Source organism: Nostoc sp. GT001 (assembly GCF_030382115.1).
GTDB lineage: Bacteria > Cyanobacteriota > Cyanobacteriia > Cyanobacteriales > Nostocaceae > Nostoc.
This window is the reverse complement of sequence record NZ_JAUDRJ010000003.1, coordinates 1500217-1521769: the sequence shown is the minus strand read 5'-3', so window position 1 is coordinate 1521769 and position 21553 is coordinate 1500217. Positions and strand designations below refer to the sequence as shown.

Below are 21553 nucleotides of genomic sequence, written 5' to 3'. Positions count from 1 at the left end.
TCAATTGACCATCATCGGGAGTTTTTCAATTTAAGTAATAGTCCAACACTCAATACAGCTAAACTAGCAAATCCAAATGTAGGTTCGGGAATCGATTTTGCAATTACAAGCGGTTGAATTTCAGAAGAGGTAATATAGTTGGAGAGAAAAGGCTTGCCAATATAATTAAGATAAGGTAAGCCAACAATATTAGCAGTATACTTATCTAAATTTTCATAAGTTGAGAAAGCTAATCTAGAATTACTAGAGTTAAATCCAAACGAACTTAAAGTAGATACACCCAACCATTTCTGTTGCGGAACTTTGGAGTTCCCAGAAAATATTAAATCAAAGGTATTTAACTCAGTTGTGTAAATTAACCCATCATTATTTTTATCCACACTAGAAAATGAACCAGACAAGATACCTCCACCTTCCCAACCTGATTGTGTAAAGGCATAGTCCAGAGATACAGCTTGTACTTTGTTAACTGAGCTTCCTATCAAGCTGAAAATACTGATAGTAGTTGCAAATACTATTTTTGGAAACCATCTCATAGTTTTATCCCAGAGAAATGTTGAGTAATTTTTGATATTGACAGGACTTACGCACAGGTCACGGAAAATCAAACCACAGAGAACGCAGAGAACACAGAGGAATAAGAGTTAGAGAGGTTTTTTGCGTAAGTCCTAATTGAATAAAGAGAAGTTCCTTGCTCAAAACTAGCTATGCTACTTTTTCTAATCTAGGTAGCTAATTATTTCATGCCATCAACCTAAGTGTCCAAAAATTAATGCCAATTTTGAGCTAAGAACATCATTAAAACTAGCTGTTATTCACCCAAAGGCGCTCCTTCACGACGTGGGTCTGCACCACTAACTAGCCCCTGATTAGTCAGCACAATTCCGGTGGAACCACTAGTTAATTGGATAACGCTAACTGTATGACCCTTGGCTTCTAAAGCAGGTTTCAGGTTGGCAACATCTGTATCTGCTTCTAGTTCAGTTGGCCCATTACGACTACCAAAATTTGGCAAAGCTAGTGCTTGCTGAATGTCCAATCCCCAGTCCAGATGGCCTACTATTGCCTTAGCGACATAATTAATAATTTGCGGCCCACCAGCCGAACCAATTACCATTACTAGCTTGCCATTGCGATCAAAGACCATCATGGGAGCCATTGAGCTTCTAGGGCGTTTCTTGGCTTCTATACGATTAGCAACGGGCTTTCCTTCTGATATAGGTGAAAAAGAGAAATCTGTCAGTTGGTTGTTAAGTAAGAAGCCTCGTACCATCAATCTTGAGCCAAAGGCATCTTCAATGCTAGTAGTCATTGAAATAGCGTTACCTGCCGCATCGACAATTGAAACATGACTAGTAGATGGCAAATCCTTAGATTGATCTTTACCCCAGCTACGTGCTTGCTGTAACAATGGATTGCCTGCTTGGGCTTGACCGATTGAACGTTCAGGATCGATTATTGCTGCCCTTAACTTTAGGTAGTTAGGGTTAATTAATTCTTTGACTGGTACTGGGACAAAATCTGTGTCAGCTATATATAAATTTCTGTCAGCATAGGCTAAACGCCCAGCTTCCGAAAATAAATGGACTGCTTCTAAAGAAGCTGGCTTTAAAGCCGCCAGATTAAATTGTTGAAGAATACCTAGAATTTGCAGTACGGTTAAACCACCAGAACTTGGAGGCCCCATGCCGCAAACTTTGTAAATTCGATAAGCGCCACAAACTGGCTCTCGCAGTTTAGCTTGATATTGCACTAGATCAGTGGTGGTTAAGTCACCTGGTACAGCAGCTTGCCTCACCTTAGCTACTATGTCTTTAGCAATATTTCCTTGATAAAAAGCATTAGCACCTCCTTTAGCAATCTGACGCAATACCTCTGCCAAAGGCTGATTGACTAATCTTGTACCAATTGGCTTGGGTGTACCATCGGGTTGATAGAAATAGCTCTTAGCTGGCTCGTTGCGAGATAGATATTGATCCTTACTTAGCAGCGTGTACAAACGTGGTGAAAGTGGAAAACCTTGTTCAGAAAGTTGGATAGCTCCTTGAAACAGTTGAGACCAAGGTAACTTGCCATATTTTTTGTGTGCCAACTCTAGCATTCGTACCACCCCAGGCACACCTACAGATTTACCTCCGACAACAGCCTCATAAAACTGTAAGGGTTTGCCATTGGCATCAAGAAAGCGATCTGGTTTAGCCGCAGCTGATGCAGTTTCTCGACCATCATAAGTGAGTAACTTCTTCGTTTTGGCATCGTAGTAAACAAGGAAAGCACCACCACCAATACCTGAAGATTGTGGCTCTACCAACGTCAATACCATTTGGACTGCAATAGCAGCATCTATAGCACTACCTCCGCGACGTAGAACATCGCGTCCGGCTGCTGATGCTAGTGGATTTGCAGCTACTACCACATACTTATTTGTGCGAACAGCTTCACGCTCAACTCGACCACTCCCAGCCTCCGGTGGAGGAGGGTTTTGGGCTTTGCCTATGATAGCTGGCAAGAGGGTAGCACTGAGTGTGAGGGGGAGCAAACAAGTACCTAACGCAAACTTAGATGCTGTAGTCAACGCAACTCTCCAAATTTAAATATTTTATTTATCGTCAATGCTGGAATTACAAGAAAACCTCATCAAAACTCTAGCAATATCGAGAGTCTTGCTTGTTGATTTCTTGCTTTACTTCACGAATTAGCTTACAAGACATCAACTTACAGCATATTAAGATGCGAGTCAACTATTTATCACTTTTCAAAATTTTGATTGTGTATGTATTGAAAACAAAGCGATACTTTCTCTGCGTTCGCGTAGCGTGTCGTAAACAAGACGCTACGCGTAGCTTGCTTCCCCAAAGGATTACAGTGGGCTACGCCAACGCCACATAGTACTCACCTGTAAAGATATCTTTGCCACTAAGCTGTTCCACATCTAATTTGCAAATTTAAATTAGATAAACTCGTCTATCTACTGCTAAGAAAGTCAGTTTTAAAAAATAAACCTATTTAACGAAATATAAAATCAGGAAACAGCATAGAATTTCGTCATTACAGAGTTTTTATAAAACTAAACATACATGAGTTTTATTGTACTGACTTACTTATGCTAGCCATTAGATACCTAACTCAATCGCAGAAATGAAAGTTTACAAAAAGCTATTTCAGAGAGTAGGTAAGGACGATACAGGTTATCTGTCAGTGTTCAGCATCAATTTCCTGCTCTGATTCATCTACCAACTTGCTTGGTTCACCACGGTAGAAGTCATTGTCTCAAACTCTACTAGTTGTACTATTGAGAGCGATCGCACCCTAACAACACCAATAGAGTGCAAGCAGAGATAATTTATAGTATGATTTTCGTAACAATTGACACCTATAATAGAGCTATTTGAACAAGCGATCGCCAAACTTGCAACCGAGGCAATGGCTCAATACCGTGCAGGTAAAACCCAAGAGTTATATCATGTCCGTCAAATTACCCATAATAAAATAACCCCACCCCCCTCCCCGCCTGCGGGGAGGGGAGACAAAGCACAGCTTTGGCGGGGTGGGGTTCTTCGGGTTTAATAAGCAATCAAGCGGACATGATATTAGATCCAGATACATTGTGAAGTCACGTATCACCGCTCAGTTTCGTCAAGGGTTTGCCGATTTACCTGAGCAAGTTCAAGAGCAAACCTGTGAGGCATACCGCGTCTTCAAATAAGATCCAAATAATTAACAGCAAAGCAATCTTAGTCAATTTCCAGATGTTTTATAAATATTCAAAAAATACTTCAGGTACTAATCGAAATTCTCCAGATTTCAAGCGAGAGATATCTATCCAGAATGCTCTATGTTTATGATGTGGTGATTCGGAAAAAATTAAACTTTCCAGTTGATAAAATTTGGAATCAGCAAAGTCACATTGATAAAGCTGAATAATTTCATGACCTTGCCTGCCATTAAATATAAACAGGTTCTCTATACAACCGAGATATTTAATATTCGTTAAGTCTGCTTGAATTTCCTCTTGAAACTCCCGTTCTAAGGCGGCGCGGCTGGTTTCGCCAAATTCAACACCACCGCCTAAAGCACGATAAAATGTTTCTTGTTTTACGGGATCGTAGCCTTCAGAAAGAAATATGCGATCGCCATTCCGAATTAGCCCCAAGGCTATTACCCGAATTTCACCTGCTTTACTCATTTTTATAACTAATTATCATAGATAGACTGAGGACGACTTTCACTATCCTCAATAGGCCAATCTGGATTTTCACCACCGATGTACAATTCCTCAATGCTGACATATTCCTGACTTAGCTGGGTGAGAGCGTTGATTAAAATATCCAATGCGATCGCATCACTGGTTCCTAAGTCAAACCAACAACGCGCCCACTGTCCCTCATATTCAAACTCACCAATGTTGTGCATCAGTGCTAATAGGCTTTTGTCATAGCCTTGTTCATCATAATTCATGTAGCTGATATCGAGTCCAGTATCCTGCACCTGGAGATTTTCTGCATTAAATGCACCCAATTTACCTAAATAAAACCAGGAATTGAAAACTTCTTCTACATACTGCTTTTCACGCGCAGAAGGATTTGTGCTGAATTTAAGCCAAATCCACATATCAAAAGGATTAATTTCGCGGAACTGAATCTCCATTTTGGTCTAATATCTCAAGTACTCTTCTGCAAATAAGCATATCAAAGTAGGGAGTGGGCTTGTCGTGAGCGTAGCCGAACGGGAGTGGGGAATGGGGGTTAAGGATTCTTCAAGCTAACAGCACTTCTGCGTTCACGCTCAATTTGTTTGACTAAATCGCCTGGGAGTTGGGATTTTTTAGTCAATGCTTTATCAAAATTAGCGATCGCTTCCTGGATTATCTGCTGGCTTTTTTCTCTTTGCCCCAGTCGCTTCAGTATTTGGGCTTTAAGATAATAAATTTCTGGATTATCAGATGTCGTTTTGATCGCTCGGTTGACATACTCTAGCGCCTGTGGATACCGTTTTAAATCCCGGTAAGCAAGAGCAATACCCCGATCCACTAGATACTGAGGAGCAGCATTTTGCTCTAAGCGTCCAATTGCCTGATCTGGGCTAGCAAAAGGCAAATTAACCGCCAATAATAAATCCATATAACCCTTGATTAAATTCAGTTCTGGATCGTTGGCAGAAATTGCTTCGGCTTTGTCTAAATATTCATAAACTTGTCGCAGCCTACCCAAGGCTTGGGCTACACCGTTGACAGTACCCTCACGCGTAATAACTACTGCACCTTCTAAAAAATGACCAACAGCAGTGTATAAATTTCCACGCAATGGATCGCTAGGAATCAGTTTTTGTCCTGTTTCTAGAGTTTTCTGACTGTATGTGTCGAGTTTAGCCCAATCCTTATTTCCGTATGCCAAAGATGCCTTCATCGCATAAGCTAGAGGTTCATTTGGCTCTTTGGATATTGCTTGTTCCAAATAACGATCTGCTGCTGGATAGTTGCCCTGTTGGAAAATCGCTTTAAAAGCTGCTTCTGTTTGGTCGCCAATTTGATGAGGTTCGCTATTGCGAAACGGATCGCCACCCAAGGAGGGATTTACCGACAGATTAAGTGCGATTGCCCAAGGGGCAACGCCAAAGGCGATCGCAGTTGCAAAAGCAGTCTGAGCAAAGGTAGTGAATTTAGCAGACGCTACTAATCGAGGCAAAGAAAACCTTTTAGTCATTTTAACCCTCAGAATAATTGCGGTTGAAATAGTTATATGTGTTACTTAGAATGCAAAGATGGTTAATTTTTACACTGAGCGAAGTCGAAGTGTTAACTTGCCTTTGCTTCAACCAAAATTTTCTTATATATTGGTAATCTTTCATGTTTCCAGGCTTGCTCTAGCCATTATTTCAGGCTTAGTCTGCCACAATGGAGAAAAAGTGGATAATTCTTGCTGCTAAATTAAGGTGTTAATCCAGGTAAGGCGCTATAAATTGTTTTTCCAGAATTTTCCAGACATTCTCAGTGTAACTAATCAGTAATTTGCTGACTTTTTGGTAATCTTAACAAATGCTTTATCTCCGAAATGTAAATTATCATCCTACAGCGTGCCCAACAGCGATTCTCAAATCGATCAATTTAGAATTAGCACCCCAGCAGCTAGGTCTAATTATTGGCCCAAGTGGTTCCGGTAAAAGTACCTTACTAGAAATTTTGTCGGGACTAGCCGAACCCACTACTGGCGCTCTCTTCTGGCGGGAACAAGAACTTATAGCCGAACAGCTACAACAATTAGCCGGGTTGGTATTTCAGTTTCCAGAGCGGCACTTTTGCGGTGGTTCAATTTTAGAAGAATTACGTTTAGGACATCCTGAGTTAGGGTCAGAACGAGTCAGACAGGCCCTAAGTGAGGTGGGATTAGAGCATTTATCGCTTTCCGCTGCCCCTCATGCTTTGAGTGGTGGTCAGCAACGACGTTTAGCTTTGGCAGTGCAATTAATTCGCCAGCCAAATTTGCTGTTATTGGATGAACCCACAGCTGGTTTAGATTGGTCAATGCGTCGGCAACTGGTAAATTTATTAGCGAAACTGAAACAAGATTGGACATTGTTAATAGTGACACACGACGCTGGGGATCTGTTAGCGATCGCAGACCGTTGCTGGACACTCAACCACGGCGAACTAGAATCAGTAGACCCAAAGTCACTAGAATCTAAAGTTAAAGAACCTCTACCAACGGTGTGAGAAAGAGCAGGGGGACAAGGGGACACAGAGAAAAACTATGCCCCATGTCTCATACCAAATGACAAATGACAAATGACAAATGAAAAATTGCCTGAAATGGCAGAAATCTGGCAGCAAACTCTCAATTGGCAACCAACTCTTCAACAACAAGCGCAATTCCAAAAGCTTTATGAGTTAATCCTAGAAGGTAATCGCCAACTCAATTTAACTCGGATCGTTGATCCCCAAGAGTTTTGGGAAAAACATCTTTGGGATTCTTTGCGAGGAATTGTACCCCTGTTATCAGGAAATTTCTCCCCTGCTTCCCCTACTATCATCGATATTGGTACAGGTGCAGGTTTTCCAGGTATTCCCGTAGCAATTACTGTAACTAATTGCCCAATTACTCTTCTCGATTCCACTCGGAAAAAAATTACTTTTATCGACAATATATTAAGTGAAATTGCCCTTACCAATGCCAAAACTCTTGTTGGTAGAGCGGAAGAAATCGGTCAGCACCCCCAACATCGACTAGGTTATGATATTGCATTGATCCGTGCTGTAGGAGCAGCCTCTGTCTGTGCAGAATATACCCTACCACTGCTCAAACAGGGAGGTTTAGCTATAATTTATCGCGGTAATTGGACAAAGGATGAAACAGCTGCTTTAAAGAATGCTGTGAACCAGTTGGGTGGCGTTATTGAATCAATCAAACAATTTACGACACCCCTGAGTCACAGCATCCGCCACTGTGTGTATTTGCGTAAGGTAGCTACCACTCCAGCTAATTTTCCTCGTGCTGTAGGTGTACCGACTCAAAAGCCTCTTTGAGGGGTAAGTGCGAGAAAAAAGACTAAGTATTAGCCCTAATTCCCAAAAATATACCAAGTGCCATTACTCGGTCGCCAAACTGCGAAGTCATTCCTAATAGAGAAATCATAATTGCCAGGGGCAGGAATATCACCACCAACGCCCCATTGTCTAGTAACTGCTACACCTGTAGAACTGTTAATTACATACCAAGTCCCATCACTTGGTCGCCAGACTGCATAATCAGTTCTACCATCATTATCGTATTTGCCAGGGGCGGGAACATCACCACCGACGCCCCATTGTCTGGTAACTGCTACACCTGTAGAACTGTTAATTACATACCAAGTCCCATTACTCGGTCGCCAGACTGCATAATCAGTTCTACCATCATTATCATAATCGCCGAGAACAGGAATATCGCCACCGACGCCCCATTGCCTAGTAACTGCTACACCTGTAGAACTGTTAATTACATACCAAGTCCCATTACTCGGTCGCCAAACTGCATAATCAGTTCTACCGTCATTATCGTATCTGCCAGGTGCAGGAACATCACCACCAACGCCCCATTGTCTAGTAACTGCTACACCTGTAGAACTGTTAATTACATACCAAGTCCCATTACTCGGTCGCCAGACTGCATAATCAGTTTTGCGATCGCTATCATAATCGCCGGGAACAGGAATATCGCCACCAACGCCCCATTGTCTAGTAACTGCTACACCTGTAGAACTGTTAATTACATACCAAATACCATCACTTGGTCGCCAGACTGCATAATCAGTTCTACCATCATTATCATAATCGCCAGGAACGGGAATATCGCCACCTACACCCCATTGTCTAGTAACTTGAGCTTGTGCTTTAAAATTTACAATTCCAAGAAGCAATGGAACAGTTAAAGCAACCGTTAATAATTTGCAACTAATCTTCATGAGAACATCCTCCTTATAATCAAATTTAAATTCGACATTTAAAGAAAGATTTTAAATTTCATGTATTGTGATGATTAAATCCGAAATTGCAATTTTATATAAATTTTGTCAATATAAATAATTTAGCACTATACAGGTAAGATTAATTACAAGATTTATTGAGATATATTCTTATTTTTAACGTAAAATCAAGCTATATTAAATCTCAAAAAATAAAAAAAATACCTGCAATAATTGAAGAAAACTAATTATTAAAAGCAATAATTTTAAAAAGATGAATAAGCTGATGCGCGTCTAAAGTATATAAACACTCTTGATGGTCGTTCACTGAAGTCATCAGGTAAATGTACAAATTAAATGCGTAATACCAATTTAATGTGAAGTTGCACATATCTTGATCCTCCTTAATCCCCCCAATATATTGGCTACGGTGTACACACAAGTCTTGCCGCAACCAATGAATCTCGCTGTGTGTTCTATCCCGCCTCGGAATCAATTCCGAGTCTCATAGCCCAAGTCCGCTGAAAGTGGACTTTCGCTATCAGCCCTGAACTTCAGTTCTGGGCGGGATGTCAGTGAGTGTAACAGTTTCACTCTCACAAAAACGTGGGTAGAGGCTGTTGGATTATCAAAATCAAAAAACTGGCAACAGAAACAATATTCTGTCGCCAATTTTTAAGCGCCTATAGCAATCCTATCTGATTTGTGAAAATTCTCAGTATCCAGATCCCCGACTTCTTTAAGAAGTCGGGGATCTAACTTTTCACGAATGATTTAGGATTGCTATATAATCCTAAATTGTTGTCTGGTGTTCAGGCAAATTTACTTGCTGCTGCAAACCGCTTGTTAATCTCATCCCAATTAACCACGTTCCACCAAGCATCTAAATAATCAGCACGCCGATTCTGGTAATTGAGATAATATGCATGTTCCCATACATCATTACCCAGGATGGGATATTTACCTGCACTTAGGGGAGTATCTTGATTAGCTGTAGTTGTCACTTCTAACTTACCATCTTTGTTACGTACTAGCCAAACCCAACCACTACCGAAACGACCAGCACCAGCTTCGTTAAACTGTTTTTTGAAAGCTGCAAAAGAGCCAAAACTTTGATTAATTGCAGAGGCTATATTTCCTGTGGGTTCTCCCCCGCCTTTTGGCTTCATAATTTGCCAGAACATTGAGTGGTTGACATGACCACCGCCATTATTGCGTACTGTTCGACGGATATCTTGTGGTACTTTGTCAAGTTTCTGCAATAGTTCTTCAACAGTTTTACCTTTGAGTTCTGGATGTTTTTCTAAGGCTGCATTCAGGTTTTTTACATAAGTTGCGTGGTGTTTGTCGTGGTGAAATTGCATCGTTTTGGCATCGATGTGTGGTTCTAGGGCTTCGTAGGCATAAGGTAAAGGCGGTAGTTGGATAGCCCCTGTTGTATTTGCTGTTATATTTGGTGTTGTATTTGGTGTTGCAGTATTTTCATTAGGAGATTTCTCTGCCAATGCACAAGCATCTAATGCAAAAGCACCCGCACCTGCTGTGAGTAAAAACAAGAAATGGCGTCGATTAATAGTCATATAAGTTTTTGCAGCTAATCCATTAAATCTCTATTGCAGTTTTTATTTTCTTAGATTTTGGCTAAGAAAAATTGTTAATTGTGATTATTTCTGGCAGTTTAAGAAACTATTTACAATACTTATAATATTAAGTACTAACATTCAAAACGTTATGTATTTTTATTTAAACTATCTTTTTACAACTAATCATAGGTTCGCACCCAACCACCAAAAAATAAACTCCGTCGCCACATAGATTTTTATCAATAACGCACTGAAAAAATTTGTTCAACAGTTAGATTTAAATCTGGAAATGTTGGGGACTCTATACGGTCGTCTCTTCTAAACTGTTTACCACGATATTCACCCTCATCACTTAAAGAGTAAATTGTGATTGTTGGCTGTTTGGGGTCGCCTATCAATTCCTTGCTACCCAAAGCAGCATAATCCACAATCCAATATTCTTGAATACCCATTTCTTCATAATCGGCAAACTTTTTATGATAATCATCTCTCCAGTTAGTACTGACAACTTCAATCACTAATGGAATTGAAGCTGGTTTACTAAGGATAGATTGTTTCTCCCATAATGGTTCATTACCCAAGTTAGAAAAATTAATTAATAAAACATCAGGATAGTATCCTGACATTTTCTTTTCTGGCTTCACTGTAACGGTTTTAGGTATACCGTAATTAAGTTTAAGACGAAGACACTCATACCCTAATATCATTGTTAAAAATGCTACTATTTGCTCGTGTTTCCCTGATGGTGGCGGCATTTGAATAATATCTCCATCGTGTAATTCATAACGAATGTTTTCCGGTTGTGTTTCTAAAAACTCTAAATATTCATCAAAGGTAAATAGTTTTTGTAGTGATTGAATCATTATTTCATCCTGATTATGGATATAAACTACTTCTCACTGCTGTAACCTGAAAATTAAGAGTTAACGGGGTGTAGCGGCCAAAGGTGAAAATAAATCGGCATGGACGCGCCAAGGTTCTTACTCAGCAATAGATACAGCAAATTTTCGCTATTTAATTAACAAATGACCGCGATCGCAAACGCAAGGTCAGAGTTACAGTCAAACATTGGATTAACGGCGGTGTGTTGACATCTTCACCGAACTAAAGGCGCGGTGATTCTGGAGTAATGAGTAATAAGTAATGAGTAAATACCCATTTTTCATCCACTCATTACTCATTACTCCTTACTCATTACTTTAAAGCATTGCGTGAAGCACGGGGCTTCTCTACGAGACGCTTCGCGAACAGACCCAAATATGTGATGATTCATTCTGGATGCGATCGCTAACCTATCCCTCGCCACCAATTACAGCGATTGACCCTACACCCCGTTACAGCGATCGCACACAAAACAATTATATTTTACACTCCGAAGCGCTTATAATATTCTGTCCCCAGTTTTGGGATCGAATACAAACAAGTAATCTAAATCGATCTGTAGAGAAAGGCGATCGCCTGGACGAAGACGCACATCACCGCCTACCTGAATATTCAACATCACCGCCGAACCAGGTAAACCAGCACGAATCAAAGTTTCTCTACCCAAAGGTTCTACAACTTTCACTTCAACTAATAATAATTCTGAATTTTGAGTGCTGTTATCGGTAGCGGGGCCTTCAACCTGTTCTGAGCCAGTGTTTATTTTTATATGTTCTGGACGAATCCCTAAATCATAACTGTGTCCTTGACGCAACTGTAATTTTTCATTTACAACTGCTGGAATTGCTAATAACTGTCCACTCACATCAAAACTATTATTTTGATAAATTGCAGGCAAAATATTCATTGGCGGACTGCCTAAAAAACTTGCCACCATCTGATTAGCAGGACTTGCATAAATACTTTGGGGATCGCCGATTTGTTGAATTCGTCCGCGATTGAGTACGACAATTTTATCAGCCAAAGTCATCGCTTCAACTTGGTCGTGGGTAACGTAAATAGTTGTAATTCCTAATTCTTGATGTAACTGTTTCAATTCTGCCCTGGTATCATCGCGCAATTGGGCATCTAAATTAGATAAAGGTTCATCAAGTAAAAATACTTGGGGTTCACGAGCGATCGCTCTCCCTAATGCTACTCTTTGTTGCTGTCCCCCGGAAAGTTGTTTCGGTTTACGATCTAGCAAGTGATCCAGAGAAAGCGATCGCGCCACATTCATCACTCGTTCTTGAATGATTTTTCGGTCAACCTTACGCATTTGCAAGCCAAAGCCGATGTTTTCCGCCACACTCATGTGAGGATAGAGAGCATAGTTTTGGAACACCATCGCCACATCTCGTTGTCTGGCTGGGATATTATTTACCAAGCGATCGCCAATAAAGAGTTTGCCAGATGTAGCGGTTTCTAAACCTAGCGATCGTTCGCAAAATTGTAGATTTACCACAACCCGATGGCCCAACTAAAACCCAAAACTCGCCATCAGGGATTTCAAAGGTAATATCCTCAATAGCAGTGACATTATTGAATCTACGTTTAATATCTTCTAGACGAACGTTTGCCATTATCTGATGAAAGTTAATAGTTAGGAGTTAGGAGTTAGGAATTTTAAGTTTTGAGTTTTGAGTTTTAAATTAAAAACCTCTTTAACTCATAACTAATAATTTTTAACTCATAACTGCGTCCAAGCTGGGTGAGAAAGTAAAGAAGCAAAAACTCGTACTCCCCGAAGTTGATTAGAAAGGGGTAAGTGACCTTTAGGCGCACTCAAATCCCAGGTAAACTCGTTAGGGTATCGCGTCCAGTTATTACCTGCTTTCCAGCCAATTTTCGGCCAGAAATTCTCCCAATTTTTACCCAAACTTAACCAGATTTCTCGCTGCACTGAAAAACCAAATTTACCTTCGGAGTGAACTAACCAGAGATTGTTAATGGTTTGCAAGTCAACAGCCGAGGTATTTTCTACCTCAGTAAAGTACAACCATTTTCGTTGTACAGCCGTTGGCCCTGATAATTCGCACATTTTTTCGATGGTGACGCGATCGGCTGCTTGGAAGTCTTGAGCAGCCAATAGCTGTTGCAAAGAATTGTAGTTAATCCCGCACTCTGATTTTAGAGGTACAATTCCTTCAGGAAAACAGGAGCGCAAAAATTCTTTGACTTGAGGTGCATCAGAACTGTAAAGGACTTGGTAAGCTTTGCCATCAATCCAAGTCGCTGGGTTCTCACGTCGTTCCAGTAAAAATTCCATCAACACGTCTAATCCCTCATTACCCAACTCAGCTAACTGTGGGATTATCTGCTGTTGGACTTTTTCAGACCCAGCGATTAACGGTTGTCGGAGGGAGTCGATGTCATTTGCAGGGCCTGATAAAATCATTGGGTCTGTCATGCCATTCTTGTGTTAACGGTCAGTGAAAGAGCGGTAAGCTATCGGGCATTCTCTAAAGTGAAGCACTGATAGCGAAAAGTAGTTTACTATTTTTGATCGTACAAAATTGCGATCGCTTCACTGAAATCTCACACTTAATCCCCAAATAATGTACAAGGGGAATAGGGGGAAAATCTGTGCCTTCTGGCTTGGTGAACAAAAGACATAGCAAAATATACAAGCCTGCCACATAAGATTTTTTGAATAGCAGCGTATCGATTAGGAGTGTGTGAACGATGTACGAAAAGATTACCCCCCCGCAGCCGGAGCAAAAATCACCTTCAAAAATGGTGAACCAATCGTACCGGACAATCCAATTATCCCCTTTATTCGCGGCGACGGCACAGGTATAGACATCTGGCCTGCTACCCAAAAAGTTCTCGATGCTGCGGTAGCTAAAGCATATAAGGGTCAGCGTCAAATTAGCTGGTTTAAGGTTTACGCTGGAGACGAAGCTTGTGATTTATACGGTACTTATCAGTATTTACCTCAAGACACTCTCACAGCAATTGAAGAATATGGTGTAGCTATTAAAGGGCCTTTGACTACTCCCATTGGCGGGGGAATTCGTTCTTTAAATGTGGCGCTGCGACAAATTTTTGACTTGTATGCTTGCGTGCGTCCTTGCCGTTACTATGCAGGTACGCCCTCACCCCACAAAAATCCCGAAAAGCTGGATGTAATTGTTTATCGGGAAAATACGGAAGATATTTATTTAGGCATTGAGTGGCGACAAGGTAGCGAAATCGGCGATCGCTTAATTAAAATTCTCAATGAAGAATTAATCCCCGCCACCCCAGAACATGGGAAAAAACGCATCCCTCTTGATTCTGGTATTGGCATCAAACCCATCAGCAAAACTGGTTCTCAGCGCCTAGTCAGACGTGCCATCAAACACGCCTTGCTATTGCCCAAAAACAAACAACAAGTGACTTTGGTGCATAAGGGCAACATCATGAAGTACACCGAAGGCGCTTTCCGCGACTGGGGTTATGAATTAGCAACCAGCGAATTTCGCCAAGAAACTGTCACTGAACAAGAATCTTGGATTTTGAGTAACAAGGAAAAAAATCCCAATATTTCCTTGGAAGAAAACGCCCGCCAGATTGAGCCTGGATTTGATAATCTTACCCCAGATAAGAAAGCGCAAGTTGTCAAGGAAGTCGAAACTGTTCTTAACACAATTTGGGCAACCCACGGCGATGGCAAATGGAAAGAGAAAGTTTTGGTGAATGACCGAATTGCTGACAGTATTTTTCAACAAATCCAAACCAGACCGGATGAGTATTCGATTTTGGCGACGATGAACTTGAACGGCGATTATTTGTCTGATGCTGCTGCTGCCATTGTTGGGGGATTGGGAATGGGGCCAGGAGCAAATATTGGTGATTCTAGTGCCATATTTGAAGCTACCCACGGCACTGCACCCAAACACGCTGAGCTTAGATCGGATTAATCCTGGTTCAGTGATTTTGTCTGGTGTGATGATGCTGGAATTTTTGGGTTGGCAAGAAGCCGCAGACCTAATTAAGAAAGGTTTAAGCGATGCGATCGCAAATAGTCAAGTCACCTACGATTTAGCCCGGTTGCTAGAACCGCCAGTTGAACCCTTAAAATGTTCTGAATTTGCCGACGCAATTATTCAGCATTTTGGTTAAGTCTATAGCAATCCTATCTGAGTTGTAAAAATCCGCGATGTCCAGATCCCCGATTTCTCAAAGAAATCGGGGATCTAACTTTTCACGAAATATGTGTATTGATCCCCCTAAATCCCCCTTAAAAAGGGGGACTTTGAGAAAGCTTTAACAATTTCTATTTGCTAGGTCAGTATTTTTACTAAATCAACCATTTTAAAAAAGCAAAAGCTTCTTTTATTTGCAAAAAACACCAAAATGAGAAAGCAAACTGGGGTTTGAGTAAGTCAAATGGCATTTTGAGAAAGCAAAAGCTTCTTTTACTTACAGAAAACATCAAAATGAGAAAGCAAACTGGGGTTTGAGAAAGTCAAAGCTTCTTTTACTTGCGGAAAACACCAAAATGAGAAAGCAAACTGGGGTTTGAGAAAGTCAAAGCTTCTTTTACTTACGGAAAACACCAAAATGAGAAAGTAAACTGGGGTTTGAGAAAGTCAAAGCTTCTTTTGAGAAAGTAATTGCGGATTTTGCTTATTGAATTTAGTCCGAATATGAAGTTTAGATAAAATTATTGAAAAAATTAGTCAAAAAACAAAGTCTCCGGCTTTTCTAAAAAGTCGGAGATTTTTTTGGGGCATTGCCCTATAAAGTTTCCGTTATTCGGATTTAGAGTTATCGAGAACTCGGCGCAAGTTCTCGATTAATTCGGATTTCACCCAATCGGTAATTTCTTTAACTGTGATTTTGCTAATTTATCAGGTGCGATCGCTCCATTTTCTGTAATGATGGCTGTAATCAACTCAGCTGGGGTGACATCAAAAGCTGGGTTGTAAAAATCTACACCAGCAGGTGTGAGAATAGTATCGCCAACTTGATAGATTTCTGTTGGTTCGCGTTCTTCAATGGGAATTTGGCTACCATCAGCTAATTCAAAATCAACGGTGGAAAGAGGTGCAGCGACAAAGAAAGGGATATTATGTGCTTTAGCTGCGATCGCAACACTATATGTACCAATTTTATTAGCAGTGTCGCCATTAGCAGCAATGCGATCGGCACCCACAACTACAGCATGAATCAAACCCTGTTTCATGCAATGGGCTGCCATATTATCAGTAATTAATGTAACTGGAATACCTTCTTGCACACATTCCCAAGTGGTGAGTTTTGCACCTTGCAAGCGGGGACGGGTTTCGTCGGCAAATAAACGTTCTAAACGTCCTTCTCTCCAAGCGGAACGCACAACACCCAAAGCAGTGCCATAACCAGCAGTAGCTAATGCCCCAGCGTTGCAGTGAGTAAGCAAAGTCAGCTTTTCTGGAGTATTGGGTAAGACTGCCAAACCATTGTCACCAATCGCCTGACAGGTTTGCAAATCTTCACTATTGATTGCTTGGGCTGTTTGGAAAAGGGTTTGCTTGATGTCTTCTACTGTTCCCAGCGTTTCGTAGGCGGCTTTCAGCATCCGGCTAATTGCCCAAAATAAATTTACCGCCGTGGGACGAGTAGAACGCAACAACTGGGCTACTTTATCTAAGTTTTGCAGAAATTCGTGGCGATCGCTAGTCTCAATTTCTCTAGCACCAAGATACATTCCATAAGCCGCAGCCACTCCAATTGCTGGCGCACCTCGCACAATCATAGTTTTAATCGCCCGTGCCATATCTTCACTGCGGTGAATTTCCACAAATGTATATTCGTTTGGTAAGCGGGTTTGATCAATTAGTGACACTGAGTCATTGTGCCAAATAACGGGATAAACCTGGTTTGTGGAAGGTGTCATAGAAAAAGGTCGTTAGTAAAGGATCAGTATAAGTAATAAGTAATAAGTAATGAGTAAATACCCATTTTTCATCCACTCATTACTCATTACTCATTACTTTAAAGCATTGCGTGAAGCACGGGGCTTCTCTACGAGACGCTTCGCGAACAGACCCAAATATGTGGTGAATGATTACTTAATATTTATTTATTTAATTTCCTGCTTAACTGTCTTAACTGTCCTTGCATTCTTATTAAAAAAGTGGGAGGATATTTCGCTAAAGGATTTATATATAAATGCTTTTGTCCTATTTGCCCTAACTCCATGCCGAATCTACATTGGATAAAAAGTTGATTTAATTACTCAAATACTTTGAAAAAAAACTATGAAACGTCTTGTCATTTGCTGTGATGGAACTTGGCAACAATTAACAAGTCTTTACCCAAGTAATGTTGTTAAGTTAGCTCAATCCGTGAAATCGATTGCTAGTGACGGCGTTACACAAATCGTCTTTTATGATGAGGGCATTGGAACCGAGGGTCAAAAGGTTTTAGGCGGAGCTACCGGACTAGGAATCGATAGAAATATAGAAGATTGCTACCGATTTCTTAGTCTCAATTATGTTTCTGGTGACGAAATCTATTTATTCGGCTTCAGTCGTGGTGCTTACACAGTTAGAAGTTTAGCTAGCATGATCTATTGCTCTGGTCTTCTAGATCGCCCCCATGTTACTAAAGCACATGAAGCCTACGAGCTTTACCGTAACCGAAATATTAAACCCAAAGATAATGTAGCAGTAGAATACCGTCAAGCTTATGGCGATCGCGTCCCTATCACCTTACTCGGTTGTTTTGACACCGTTGGTGCCCTTGGTATTCCTGGGATACCAGCCTTTAGTAGGTTAAGTAAACAGCTTAATATGCGCTACAGATTCCATGACACTACTTTAAACAAATGTGTTCAGAATGCATTGCACGCGATGGCGATTGACGAAATCCGTGAAATCTTTGATGTCACTCCCATGAAAAAGCATCCTGATGCTGAAAAACAGCGGGTGATTCAAAAGTGGTTTCCAGGCGTACACGGTTGCGTTGGCGGTGGAACCGAAGAAAATAGTGGGTTATCAGATGCTGCCTTACAGTGGATGATTGATTCCATCGGTGAACTAGGATTAGGGCTTGACTTAGATCCAAATGTGATTCCGACAGGCATCAACCCTAATTATGAATGTGATTTTAAGAACGATGCTGGATTCTTTAAATTAGCAGGAATTAAGTTTCGTGAGGTCAGCGATGTCATTGAAGACCTTCATGAAAGTGCGATCTACCGTTTGAAAAGCCGCAAGGACTATCGACCAAAAAATCTACAAAAGATTATTTCCAAACTGAAATAACTTGAATTAATTTGGGTAATTGCAGCAGATAAATTTAGGATGCGTTGAATACATAATTGCAAAAAATAAGGTAAAAAATTATGAGTGGAAAAAGAGATACATCTAAAGATGGCTTAGGTAACAAAATTCAAACATTAGTTTTAACAAACTTTAAACCGATTTGGAAACTTCTACAAAGTAACGAATCTATAAAGCGTAAAGTTAACAAAACTCTACTCAATAGTCTCATCTACAAAATTCCGACTCGTCCTAATGCCTACAGTATGATGACTCTAGATGAGTATATTCCTGATACTAAAATTCCTAAGAAAACTGATGCTTATACTTCCTGGGAATCACTCAACGATCGCACTTATACCGGACGACATCTACCACCCGATCCCAAGTTAAACGCTGAGGGCAACTTACCCAAAGTTGAAGACTTAGCTATCTTATTCCGTAAAAGAGATGGTAAAACCATTTATTCTACCAAATCAACTATGCTGTTTCCCTATTGGGTGCAGTGGTTTACTGATAGTTTTCTCCGCCTCGATCACTACAATAAATTCAAAAATACTTCCAACCATGAAATTGATTTGTGTAATGTTTATGGTTTAACCAGAAAACAAACACACCTTTTAAGAAGCTTTAAAGGAGGTAAACTCAAATCTCAAAAGCTTCAGCGCCAAGATGGTGTAGAAGAAGAATATCCCTTATTTTATTATGCCGATCCAGCGCAGGGTAAAGTTGACGCTCAATTTGAGGGTCTTTATGAACCTGTCAATGATGAAAAAAGACAGCCCGTAGAAAAAAAACAATATCTGTTTGCGATGGGAGTAGAACGAGCAAATGTGCAAATCGGCTATGTCATGCTCAATACTCTATGTTTTCGGGAGCATAATCGTCTTTGCGATGAATTAGCAAACAATTATCCAGATTGGGATGATGAACGCCTCTTTCAAACCGCGAGAAATATTCTCATGGCGATTATTCTCAAAATCATTATGGAGGAGTACATTAACCACATAACTCCTTATCACTTTAAGTTGTTTGCCGATCCTGAAGCTTTCACTAAGGAAAGTTGGCATCGTCCTAATTACATGGCAATTGAGTTTGACTTTGTTTATCGCTGGCATAGTGCGATTCCAGAAACTTTTAAATATAACGGGAAACCAACCCATATTGCTGCATCTCTGTGGAACAACAAGATGTTCATCGATCAAGGTTTGGGAGCATTAATGGAGGAAACTTGTTCCCAAGCAGGTACAAAAATTGGTTTATTCAACACGCCTGATATATTGGTTGAATTAACCGAGTTACCCGCGATTAAATTAGGACGGCAACTGCAATTAGCAAGCTACAACGATTATCGCCAATTGTGTGGTTTCCCCAGAGTGACGAGATTTGAGCAAATTAGCGGCGATAAATTTGTTCAAGAGAAACTCAAAGAATTATATGGTCATGTTGATAATATTGAGTTCTTTGTGGGACTTTACGCCGAGGATGGGCGGAAAAATTCAACTATTCCTTCCCTAGTAGCACGCTTAATAGGGATTGATGCCTTTTCTCAAGCGCTAACTAATCCTTTACTATCACCCAATATCTTCAATGAAAAGACTTTTTCTCCTGTGGGTTGGAAAATAATTCAAAATACCAACACAGTCTCAGATTTAGTTAATCGCAACGTTCCGCCATCAGGTAAAAAGTACAAAGTTACTTTTGACCTTCAATAAACATTGGTTTTTAGTGCGATCGCTCATTGGTGTCACTCGAAGCTGACTGGACAATACTGCAAACAAGCTAGCGATCGCAGCTTGGAACAAACTCAATTTATTAATTAATCTTGCTTTCAAAAGAAATGAAACTATTTACCGAATACCCAGAAAAAGACGAAGCCAAATATTGTGCTCTCATGAGTGAGCTAGTCAAAAAGAACATGGAAAATCTTTACGGAGGTGAGAAGAAAAAAACTGCAAAGAGAGATACCCACTCTAAAACTAACGCTGCTGTACAAGGAACTCTAGAAATCTTTGACTTTGATGAAGCCACAATTAAGCAGGAATTAAGCAAACGCACCTCATTAACTGAAGCTCAACTTCAAGCCATTTCTCTAAAACAAGGTTTATTTGCCCAACCCAAGCAATATCCGGTTTGGCTACGATTTGCAAATGGTGCGTTTTCAGTCAAGAATGATTATGAAGGGGATACGCGCTCCATGTCCGTAAAAGTGATAGGGGTAGAAGGAGAAAGACTACCGCAAAGTCACGAGTTAAAAACCCAAGATATTATTGTCCACAATACTGAATTCTTTTTTGTTAGAACCATTAAAGACTTCCACAGCTTTTTTATGGCGGTTTATCGAGCAGGGCTGTTTCCGCTTTTTAAGCTGTTGGTGCTTTTTTGGCTAAAGTTGCATCCCTACGAATCCACTCTTTTGCAAACTAGTTTCAAACGTTTTCCCAAGAGTTTGCTCACAGAACGCTATTGGAGTGCTTCAGCGTATTCTTTAGGACTCAAATCTGATTTTGCTCCATCCCAACCAGGTCGAGTTCCTGTAGAATATCCGGTTGTGATTAAATATGCATTTACTCCAGTTTCCAGTCAACTACCTCATCAACAACTTCCTCTCGAATCTAGACCAGAAAGTGAGCTTCAGCGTGCCAAAGCTTCAGATTCAGAGGACAACTATTACCGAGATGATATCATTCAAGCTTTAGCAAAGCCTGATGCTGAATATTGTTGGGACTTTCAAATTCAATTTCAAACTAGCCCAGAAATGTCTATTGATGATACCACCATTGTTTGGAGTGAAAAGGAATCACCCTTCATTACAGTTGGTCGCCTAACAGTTAAGCATCAGAAAGTTAATTCTGCTAAAGATAATGACTTTGGAGAAAATCTCAGTTTTTCGCCTGGAAATGGTCTAGCAGTGCATCGTCCAGTCGGTGCAATCAATCGGTTACGCAGCATTGTTTATCCTATCGTTGCTAATGACCGTCATCAAAAACGAGGAGTCAAATACCAGGAACCAACTGTCTGACTTTCAATAGACTAAAACGACAGGTTTGCAAATCTTCAGCAATGTATATTCGTTTGTTAAGCGCGTTTGATCGATTAGTGACACAGTTAATACCATTTTGGATTTTAGATTTTATACCAGTTTAAAAAAAGAATGCGACAAATAGACCATTTGTAGAGACGCGATTCATCGCGTCTTCACCCAAGGATGTGTTGCAATCATTAATTGAATTGGTATTAGATTTTAGATTTTGAAACATCCATTGGATAAGTGTTTCAGTTTTCCATCTGTCGCAATCATTTTTCAAATTGGTATAACTACTAAAAAATCAAAAAAAATAGAGCAGTTGCATTGTAATACAACTGCTCTAAAAATTACTG

The 21553-nt window shown here is 40.4% G+C and carries 16 protein-coding genes and 2 pseudogenes; 7 read left to right on the top strand and 11 right to left on the bottom strand.

Annotated features, from left to right (window positions below):
• Positions 1–11: 11 nt before the first annotated feature.
• Complete coding sequence (locus tag QUD05_RS09175) at positions 12–536, bottom strand: hypothetical protein (RefSeq protein ID WP_289795784.1); 525 nt, start codon at positions 534–536, stop codon at positions 12–14.
• A gap of 275 nt (positions 537–811) precedes the next feature.
• Positions 812–2575 (bottom strand): gamma-glutamyltransferase, encoded by a 1764-nt coding sequence (ggt, locus tag QUD05_RS09170; protein WP_289795783.1) that lies wholly within the window; start codon positions 2573–2575, stop codon positions 812–814.
• 791 nt (positions 2576–3366) lie between these two features.
• On the opposite strand from ggt, the gene QUD05_RS09165 reads away from it, so the two are divergent.
• Positions 3367–3567, top strand: a complete 201-nt coding sequence (locus QUD05_RS09165) for a hypothetical protein (RefSeq protein ID WP_289795782.1) — start codon at positions 3367–3369, stop codon at positions 3565–3567.
• Between the two features lie 187 nt (positions 3568–3754).
• On the opposite strand, the gene QUD05_RS09160 is transcribed toward QUD05_RS09165, so the two are convergent.
• The 3 genes from QUD05_RS09160 to QUD05_RS09150 form a co-directional block, all read right to left on the bottom strand.
• Complete coding sequence (locus QUD05_RS09160) at positions 3755–4186, bottom strand: NUDIX hydrolase (protein WP_289795781.1); 432 nt, start codon at positions 4184–4186, stop codon at positions 3755–3757.
• An 8-nt stretch (positions 4187–4194) separates the two neighbouring features.
• On the bottom strand, positions 4195–4647 hold the full coding sequence (locus tag QUD05_RS09155) for a DUF3531 family protein (RefSeq protein WP_289795780.1): 453 nt from the start codon (positions 4645–4647) through the stop codon (positions 4195–4197).
• A 98-nt stretch (positions 4648–4745) separates the two neighbouring features.
• On the bottom strand, positions 4746–5702 hold the full coding sequence (locus QUD05_RS09150) for a Sll0314/Alr1548 family TPR repeat-containing protein (protein ID WP_289795779.1): 957 nt from the start codon (positions 5700–5702) through the stop codon (positions 4746–4748).
• 332 nt (positions 5703–6034) lie between these two features.
• On the opposite strand from QUD05_RS09150, the gene QUD05_RS09145 reads away from it, so the two are divergent.
• Entirely contained in the window at positions 6035–6709 is a 675-nt protein-coding gene (locus tag QUD05_RS09145) for an ABC transporter ATP-binding protein (RefSeq protein ID WP_094353410.1), read from the top strand.
• Between the two features lie 72 nt (positions 6710–6781).
• Positions 6782–7519 (top strand): 16S rRNA (guanine(527)-N(7))-methyltransferase RsmG, encoded by a 738-nt coding sequence (gene rsmG / locus QUD05_RS09140; RefSeq protein ID WP_289795778.1) that lies wholly within the window; start codon positions 6782–6784, stop codon positions 7517–7519.
• 35 nt (positions 7520–7554) lie between these two features.
• Here rsmG and QUD05_RS09135 read toward each other — a convergent pair whose 3' ends face one another.
• The 5 genes and pseudogenes from QUD05_RS09135 to QUD05_RS09115 form a co-directional block, all read right to left on the bottom strand.
• Entirely contained in the window at positions 7555–8436 is an 882-nt protein-coding gene (locus QUD05_RS09135; RefSeq protein WP_289795777.1) for an FG-GAP-like repeat-containing protein, read from the bottom strand.
• 812 nt (positions 8437–9248) lie between these two features.
• Complete coding sequence (locus tag QUD05_RS09130) at positions 9249–10016, bottom strand: superoxide dismutase (RefSeq protein ID WP_289795776.1); 768 nt, start codon at positions 10014–10016, stop codon at positions 9249–9251.
• 242 nt (positions 10017–10258) lie between these two features.
• Positions 10259–10882, bottom strand: coding sequence for a Uma2 family endonuclease (locus QUD05_RS09125; RefSeq protein ID WP_289795775.1), 624 nt, complete (start codon positions 10880–10882; stop codon positions 10259–10261).
• Positions 10883–11400: 518 nt separating this feature from the next.
• A pseudogene (locus tag QUD05_RS09120) lies at positions 11401–12523 on the bottom strand (ABC transporter ATP-binding protein).
• 107 nt (positions 12524–12630) lie between these two features.
• Entirely contained in the window at positions 12631–13350 is a 720-nt protein-coding gene (locus tag QUD05_RS09115; RefSeq protein WP_289795774.1) for a GUN4 domain-containing protein, read from the bottom strand.
• Positions 13351–13625: 275 nt separating this feature from the next.
• Here QUD05_RS09115 and QUD05_RS09110 point away from each other — a divergent pair.
• Positions 13626–15047, top strand: a pseudogene (locus QUD05_RS09110) (NADP-dependent isocitrate dehydrogenase).
• A gap of 688 nt (positions 15048–15735) precedes the next feature.
• Here the strand turns inward: QUD05_RS09110 and mtnA are convergent.
• Positions 15736–16803 carry an S-methyl-5-thioribose-1-phosphate isomerase gene (mtnA, locus tag QUD05_RS09105; RefSeq protein WP_289795773.1) on the bottom strand — a complete coding sequence of 356 codons (1068 nt, stop codon included), beginning with the start codon at positions 16801–16803 and terminating at the stop codon, positions 15736–15738.
• 364 nt (positions 16804–17167) lie between these two features.
• Here mtnA and QUD05_RS09100 point away from each other — a divergent pair, with 364 nt between their 5' ends.
• The 3 genes from QUD05_RS09100 to QUD05_RS09090 all read left to right on the top strand — a co-directional run bounded on the left by QUD05_RS09100 (position 17168) and on the right by QUD05_RS09090 (position 21194).
• Positions 17168–18175: a T6SS phospholipase effector Tle1-like catalytic domain-containing protein gene (locus tag QUD05_RS09100; protein WP_289795772.1), complete on the top strand. Its 1008-nt coding sequence runs from the start codon at positions 17168–17170 to the stop codon at positions 18173–18175.
• Positions 18176–18255: 80 nt separating this feature from the next.
• A complete protein-coding gene (locus tag QUD05_RS09095; RefSeq protein WP_289795771.1) occupies positions 18256–19887 on the top strand; it encodes a peroxidase family protein in 1632 nt (543 codons plus the stop codon).
• 125 nt (positions 19888–20012) lie between these two features.
• Positions 20013–21194: a catalase family protein gene (locus QUD05_RS09090; protein WP_289795770.1), complete on the top strand. Its 1182-nt coding sequence runs from the start codon at positions 20013–20015 to the stop codon at positions 21192–21194.
• Positions 21195–21553 lie beyond the last annotated feature (359 nt).